Below are 6,852 nucleotides of genomic sequence, written 5' to 3' on the forward strand. Positions count from 1 at the left end.
CCCTCTCCGGCAAGCAACTCGACGCCATCGCGCACGAACTTAACGGGCGCCCGCGTCAAACGCTTGCATGGCGAACGCCTGCCGAAGTATTCGCGTCAGCTGTTGCGACGACCGCTTGAGAGCGCCGGGCTACTCCCAGGTGGAACGCTACTTCGCCTGGCTCCGCTTCTTCCGGCGCCTCGTCACCCGCTACGAGGTGAAAGCCGAGAACTTCCTCGGGTTTCTCCACCTCGCCTGCGCGCTCATCCTCATGCGCCAATTCTGAGATCGGCTCTGCTGACGCAGAGCAACTCAAACATCACGCAGCGGCCACGAACACAGCACACCCCAATCGACTCCCTCTTGGTCGGACGCCCGAAGAGCAGGGCCTCCAAGGGCTTCGTGCCCCACGAGCTCGACGAAGCCCACAGTTCCAGGCACGCTCCAGATCACAGGATGTCAGCACCGTTCTGCTGACGTCACGAGCCGGTCACAGCCACGGTCACGAGGCTTGCCTGGAGGCCCACCCCTCGGGGTGCCGACCGCCCTTCGGCCCTTGCACCGTGCGCAGATATCTTTGGGCTTCGCGTTCTCCAAGTACTCCGCGTGACCGCATGGACAGGACTGCCACCTTCTTTCGATGACACCCGACGATCCCAACCATTTCACGGCAGCTTTCCCGTGTCATGACAGTCGATTGCGCTTCGCACTTCGGGGTCCTTCACATGGCCGATTCCCGGACCTCCAGTCCGGTGAGTCGACACCCGATCGAAACCCCATGACCCCATTCCGAAGTCTGTGGCTCGCGGCCGCCCTACTGATGGCCGCCTGTGGAACGACTGAGCTCGCGCAGCCCGACGACGTACAGGATGCGACGACGGCCCAGGGCCTCGCCACGCTCTCCGTGCGAGGAACCACCAGCGCGAGCGGCCTGGCCACCACCACCCTCTCCATCCCCACCCCCGTCGGTACGGCCGCCGGAGATGTGCTGGTGATGCAGCTGAGCAATCGCGAGGCCGTCACCGCCGTCGCCACCCCACCCGCTGGCTGGACGCTGCTGCGCTCCGAGCAGAGCGCCTCGGCCATCAAGTCCTGGCTCTTCCTCCGCGTGGCCAGCGCGGCCGAGCCGAGCAGTCACACCTTCACCCTCGACCTCGCCAGCTCCATGGCGGCCACCCTGGTCGCGGTGTCGGGCGCGGATCCGCTCCAGCCGATCGACGTGCACGTGGGCCAGAAGAATGGCAACAGCGCGAGCCTCGCGCTGCCCGTCGCCACCACGTCGTCCGCGAACGGCCTCGCAGTGTGGTTCTCGGCCCAGGTCTGGGGAGGCGCCGCGTGCCCCGCGGTCCACACCCCTCCGACGGGCTTCACCGAGCAGCTCGACACCTGCCTCGTCTCGTCGTCGCTCGGCGTGCTGCACAGCGCCGCCACCTCGGAGCTCGGGGCCGCAGGTGCCCAGCCCGCCTTCACCGGCAGCTCCACGCTCCCCAACACCAACATCACGCACGCGGTGGTGCTGCGTCCCCTCCAGCCGCCGGCCACCGGGGAGATCACCCTCGTCGGCACCACGCACGCGAGCGGCAAGACGGTCACCAGCCTGACCCTCTCGACCCCTACGGGCGTCGCCGCCGGTAACGTGCTGCTGGCGCACCTTGCGAACCGGAACCAGATCGGCGCCGAGCTCACCCCGCCTGCGGGTTGGACGCTGGTGCGCACCGACATGAGCACCTGGAGCATCCGCGGCTGGGTCTTCGTCCGCGTCGCCACCGCCAGCGAGCCCGCGAGCCACACGTTCCAGAGTTCCATCGCGAGCAACCTCGTCGGCAACCTCGTGGCGTATGCCGGCGTCAATCCGGCCAACCCGATCGACACGCACGCCGGCAAGAGCAACAGCGGCTCGACGGCCTTCACGACGCCGCAGCTGAGCACCTCGACCGCGGGCGGGGCTGCCGTCTGGTTCGGCGCGCAGGCGTGGACCGGCGCCGCGTGTCCGACCCCGGCGATCGAGCCCCCCGTGGGCTTCGCCGAGACCTACGACACCTGCTTGGTGTCCTCGTCCCAGGGCCTCGTCTTCAACGCCGCCTTCATGCCCCTCGCCGGTGCCGGCATCCAGGGACCGTTCAACGGGAGCTCGACGTTCGCCGAGACCAACGTCGCGCAGGTCGTCGCCCTTCGCCGCGCCGAGGTCGCACCGTCCTCGGGGGTCGCGTTGCGTGGGAGCTCGCGCCACAGCGGCCTGTCGATCGCTTCGCTGTCGATCCCCAAGCCGTCGGGGACCGAGGCCAACGACGCGCTCATCGCGCGGGTGACCGTGCGCAACAACATCTCCGCGACCGTCACGCCGCCCGCCGGCTGGACGTTCCTGCGCTCGGAGCAGAGCGCCTGGGCCATCCGCACCTGGATCTTCTACCGCGTCGCGGGCGCCTCCGAGCCCGCGAGCTACGCGTTCGGACTGGACGCGACCACCCACATGGCGGGGAGCGTGGAGGCCTTCAGCGGCGTCGATCCGATCCAGCCAATCGACGTGCACGCAGGCCAGAAGAACGGCGACTCCGCGTCGTTCACCGTGCCCGACGTGGTGACCGGCAGCGCGGGTGGCCTCGCCGTCTGGTACGGCTCACAGGTCTGGCCGGACGCCACCTGCCCTGCCACCGGCATCGAGCCGCCGCTCGGCTTCACCGAGGCCTTCGACGCGTGCCTGGGTCACACCAATGGACTGCTCTTCAATGCGGCCTACCGGTCGCTCACCGCGCCGGGCCTCCAGACGGGCCTCTCCGGCAGCTCCGCGTTCGTGCAGACCAACACCGCGCACGTGATCGTCCTGCGCGCCGCCAACGCCCCCAGTTGCATGGTCGGCGACACGTACGCGAGCACCTTCACGCTCCAGGGCACCGTGACCGCGCCGGAAATCGTGGAGCCCTCGGGCCTGGCCGCGAGCCGCGTGGTCGGCAACACGCTCTACGTGCACAACGAGGACACCACCGCGATCGTCGCGATCAACACCCTCAACGCGAGCACGATCGGCACGTTCAACGTGACCAACGTGACGCCGGCCGACTGGGAGGACCTCGCAACCGGGCCCTGCCCGAGCGGCTCGTGCATCTTCATCGGTGACATCGGGAAGTGGAGCGCCAACTTCCCTCCGGGTGGCAGCCCCACGTCGTTCACGATCTACCGCGTGCCCGAGCCGGATCTCGCCAACGGCCAGACCTCGGGGGGGCTCGTCGCCGAGGCCTTCCCGTTCGTCTATCCGGACGGCGCGAAGGACGCGGAGTCGCTGATGGTGCACCCCACCACCGGGGACATCTACGTCGTCACCAAGAACGGGGGCACGGGGCAGAGCGGCGTGTACAAGTTCCCCCAGCCGCTGACGCCGGGCGTGCAGGCCACGCTGATCCACGTCCACACGATCCAGCTGCCGCTGAACGGAGACGCCAACTTCTCGGCCGCGACCGCGGCGGCGATCCACCCATGCGCGGATCGCTTCCTCCTTCGCACCTACCGCACTGTCTACGAGTTCCGTGCGACGCCGGGACTTGGCTTCGAGTCGGCCGTCTTCGCGACGCCCGTCACGCTGACCGACACCTCCGAGGGCCAGGGTGAGGCGATCGAGTACGAGGCCAACGGCGCGAGCTACTTCACGATGAGCGAGAGCCCCTCGCCCTTCAGGCTCAAGCGCGTGCCCCTGCGGTAGGACCGCGTCGACACGCCGAGGAGCAAGGCCGGTCGTGGGGCACGTCCCCATGGCCGGCCTTGCTGTTCCGAGCTGGGAGCTCGCGCTCGGCGCCGCCGTTCACGCGGTGTGCCTACCCAAAATTCAGTCGCTGCGTCATGAGTGCGTCAAAACGCGCGTCATGACGTGAGCGATTCGCATGACGAGCCGCTGGGTCCTCCCTTCCGCTTGACAGAGGTCGGAATTACGCCCGGCGCAGACGCCTCAACACCTCGCGCTACCTGCGTGTGGGCACTCCCCGCCCCTCCTGCGAACGCAGGTAGCCTGGTGCAGCACGCGCGGGTCTACGAGGGTGTTCTTGGAAGGACCGAGACTCTACGCAGCGCGGCGCTCGTACCGGTGGTGGAGCCCGAAGACTTCCCGTAGCTCTATCACCTTGGCTCCGTGCTCCGGGCCCTGCACCTCACGCGTATCGGGCGCATCTTTCCCGAGCGACAGGTGCGTCCGGCTCGCATTGTAGTAGCGCTGGTACTCGCGCAGCAGGCGCCGAGAGTGGGCTTCGTTCAGGACGACGACATGGTCCAGCGACTCCCTACGTATCGAGCCGATGACTCTCTCCGCATAGGGATTCTGCCACGGACACCGTGCTGCACTCGGCACCTCGCGAATCCCCAAATGGGTAAGCGTGGCGCGAACACCCTCCGAGTAGAGCTTGTCCCTATCTCGGTGCAAGTACCTCGGAGCACTGGTCCAGGGAAAGGCCTCTCGCATCTGCTGCTTCGTCCATTCTTCCGTCGGGTGCTCTGTCACATTGAGGTGGAGGATTCGCCTGTCCCGGTGACTCACAACCACAAATCCCAACAGCACTCCAAACGTCGCAGTCGGAATGACAAAGAAATCCATCCCCGCGGACTCCGCCAGATGCAAGCGCAAGAAGTTCCGCCATGTTGGTGACGGTTTCGGCGCTCCCCTTCCCGGTCTGGGCATGTACCGAGCGACCGTTGTCTGGCCTACTTCCATCCCCAGCTTCAACAACCCCCCATGAATGCGCGGGGCACCCCATGTCGGGTTGGATTCAGCCATGCGCCGAATCAACGCGCGCAGCTCCGGAGTTGCCCGAGGCCGCCCCACCCGACTCCGGGACTTCCAGCGCCAGAAGAGCCGGAAGCCCATCCGATGCCACTTCACCACTGTCGCCGGCTGAACCAGGCACAATGGCCTCCGCCACCCCTGCCAGAAGCGCTGGAGAAACACCCAGAAGAGGCGGTCGCCCCGAGCAAGCCTCGGTGATGGGTGCTTCTCGCGAAAGACTGCGAGTTGCTGGCGAAGAGCCAAATTCTCCAGAGCCAGTTCCGAACGGCTCCGCAAGGCCGAGCGCAACGTCTGAGCCAGCGCCTTTACGAAGGCCCGCATCCTGCCATTCTTGCCGGCCGTAGCCAGCACGCCAGAATTCTGCCGCGCCCCGTGACGGACCGCATGGCATCACAGAGGCATCTGCGCACACTCGACCACTTTCGCCCTGTCAAGCCCCAGCATTCTTCGGGCCCCTCCGCAGGAATGTGCATGCAATGACGCGTTCGCCGACGCACGCTTCTCGCCAGACCCGAATAGCCGGTAGCCACAGGCGTGCCATCGACGCCCTTGACCTCGTCGGTCGCATGATCGACTCGATGCGGTATGAGTCGACACAAATCAGGATCATGTGTGGCCAGATTCACGCCGAGCTCTGGCGATGGCTCCGTTTAGAAGGGGTGAACTGTCTTGTCACAGTTGGTGACGTTGAGGTCAGCGGAAAGCGTGAGTTCGGAACGACCTACGAGCGGCTGGAACTGGAGCTGCGCGGCACTTTGCGGAATAGCGCCGAGCCGTACCCATTCCACGTCTGGCTGACATTTCCAGATAGCCACATCATCGACGTGACCTACTTTGTATATAAGCATCACGATCTCCTGCCCGTGCCGTGGAGGTGGAGCAAGTATGTTGTGTGCTCGGATCACTCGTTCTCGCGAGGCGTGGACACGCGCTATGTTCCGTATTTGGTAGGCGATGCGACGATGGTCGAACGGATCATCTTCGACGAGCCTCTGGCACAAATCAGAAATCTCATGGAAACGCCGCAGGACCTCCTGGGCGCAATGGCTGCGCTCGGTGTTGGCGGCGAACCCGCAGCCAGGCTCGGCGTTGCCAGCGAAGCGGCTCATGGGAAAGTTGGCCGCAACGACCCGTGTCACTGCGGTAGTGGCCGGAAGTTAAAGCGATGCCACGGCTCCGGGGGCTAAGGCTGAGCCTTACCGGCCTTCCCTCAAGCAGATCGTCTGGCGCCATCAGGCTCGAATACTCCCAGTCAGGGCCGGTACCGCTTGAGCTTGCCCCGGCTCCGAGGTCGCGAAGCAGATGCCTGGTTCCTCTCATGTTCCGGAGCGCTCACCCCGTGCGCTGCCCATGCTCAACCCACCCGAGGCGCTTCGCGCGCCCATGCTCCCGCATTACCTCGGGTGGGTGAACTACGGGTCCTCCGACACCACGAGGGCCATCAGGTTCCCAGCCCCCTCGCGGGATGTGGGCCTGCTCACTCGGTCGCGGCGCACGGCCTCGGGGGTGGGTCGTATAGCTCACCGATGCGCCACTCGACCTCGACAACGCGGCTCACCTGGACGCACTCCCGCAGGCCTATGAGCGCTTCCCTGAGATCGGCGGGCGCACAGCGCTTTGACGTTGGTTCGTGGTGACTACTGGAGGGCCTGCGCGTCATCGCCCCCTGGGGAGAGCAGCCTCTCCATGGGGAGCTCCACTCCCTCTCGCGCCAAGTACGTGATGGTGACGACCTTGTTGTCGGTCGAATCCACACCGCGCACCGTCACGAACGCCGCGTTCCACACCTGCCGCTCCGGAGCCATGAAGGCCGTGCGCACGAAGTTGAAGGACTGCTCGTTGTCCCCATGTTCCGTCTCGATGCGGCACAGGCTGGCCCGGCACTCGATGGACCTGAGCTGCGAGGGGTCTGGCAGCGCGGCCCTCACGCCGTCCTTCGCTTGCCGCTCGGCGCTCCGCGCCCACGCGGTGTCGAAAGGCTCGTCTCCGAAGTAGGCCTCGAGGCGCTGTCTCACCTGCTCCGTGGAGGCGGACGAAGGGGCGGGCGTCCCCCCATCCTTGGGTGTCGCGGCGGCGAGCTCGGGTGTCGAGGCAACAGGCTCGGGTGC

6 protein-coding genes and 2 pseudogenes are annotated in these 6,852 nt (G+C 66.4%); 6 read left to right on the plus strand and 2 right to left on the minus strand.

What is annotated here, in order from left to right; all coding sequences use genetic code 11:
- The 3 genes and pseudogenes from D7V77_RS45270 to D7V77_RS39080 all read left to right on the plus strand — a co-directional run.
- Positions 1-119 (plus strand): annotated as a pseudogene (locus D7V77_RS45270) (IS30 family transposase); the annotation flags it as partial.
- Between the two features lie 20 nt (positions 120-139).
- Positions 140-265: pseudogene (locus D7V77_RS45275) on the plus strand (IS5/IS1182 family transposase); the annotation flags it as partial.
- 492 nt (positions 266-757) lie between these two features.
- Positions 758-3,673: a cell wall anchor protein gene (locus tag D7V77_RS39080; protein ID WP_120581297.1), complete on the plus strand. Its 2,916-nt coding sequence runs from the start codon at positions 758-760 to the stop codon at positions 3,671-3,673.
- A 354-nt stretch (positions 3,674-4,027) separates the two neighbouring features.
- Here D7V77_RS39080 and D7V77_RS39085 read toward each other — a convergent pair whose 3' ends face one another.
- Entirely contained in the window at positions 4,028-4,555 is a 528-nt protein-coding gene (locus D7V77_RS39085) for an integrase core domain-containing protein (RefSeq protein ID WP_120581300.1), read from the minus strand.
- 665 nt (positions 4,556-5,220) lie between these two features.
- Between D7V77_RS39085 and D7V77_RS39090 the strand changes: the two genes are divergently transcribed.
- From D7V77_RS39090 to D7V77_RS46085, 3 genes are all read left to right on the plus strand, one after another.
- Complete coding sequence (locus tag D7V77_RS39090) at positions 5,221-5,931, plus strand: YecA family protein (protein ID WP_120581298.1); 711 nt, start codon at positions 5,221-5,223, stop codon at positions 5,929-5,931.
- A 115-nt stretch (positions 5,932-6,046) separates the two neighbouring features.
- Positions 6,047-6,328, plus strand: coding sequence for a DUF5953 family protein (locus D7V77_RS45280; RefSeq protein ID WP_368666239.1), 282 nt, complete (start codon positions 6,047-6,049; stop codon positions 6,326-6,328).
- Entirely contained in the window at positions 6,303-6,365 is a 63-nt protein-coding gene (locus tag D7V77_RS46085; RefSeq protein ID WP_306466080.1) for a DUF5953 family protein, read from the plus strand. The genes D7V77_RS45280 and D7V77_RS46085 overlap by 26 nt, the downstream gene beginning before the upstream one ends.
- Positions 6,366-6,381: 16 nt before the next feature.
- Here D7V77_RS46085 and D7V77_RS39095 read toward each other — a convergent pair.
- The coding region (locus D7V77_RS39095; protein WP_304485890.1) for a hypothetical protein at positions 6,382-6,852 on the minus strand (471 nt) is incomplete at its 5' end.

It is taken from the genome of Corallococcus sp. CA041A (genome assembly GCF_003612075.1).
GTDB classification, from domain to species: Bacteria; Myxococcota; Myxococcia; order Myxococcales; family Myxococcaceae; genus Corallococcus; species Corallococcus exiguus.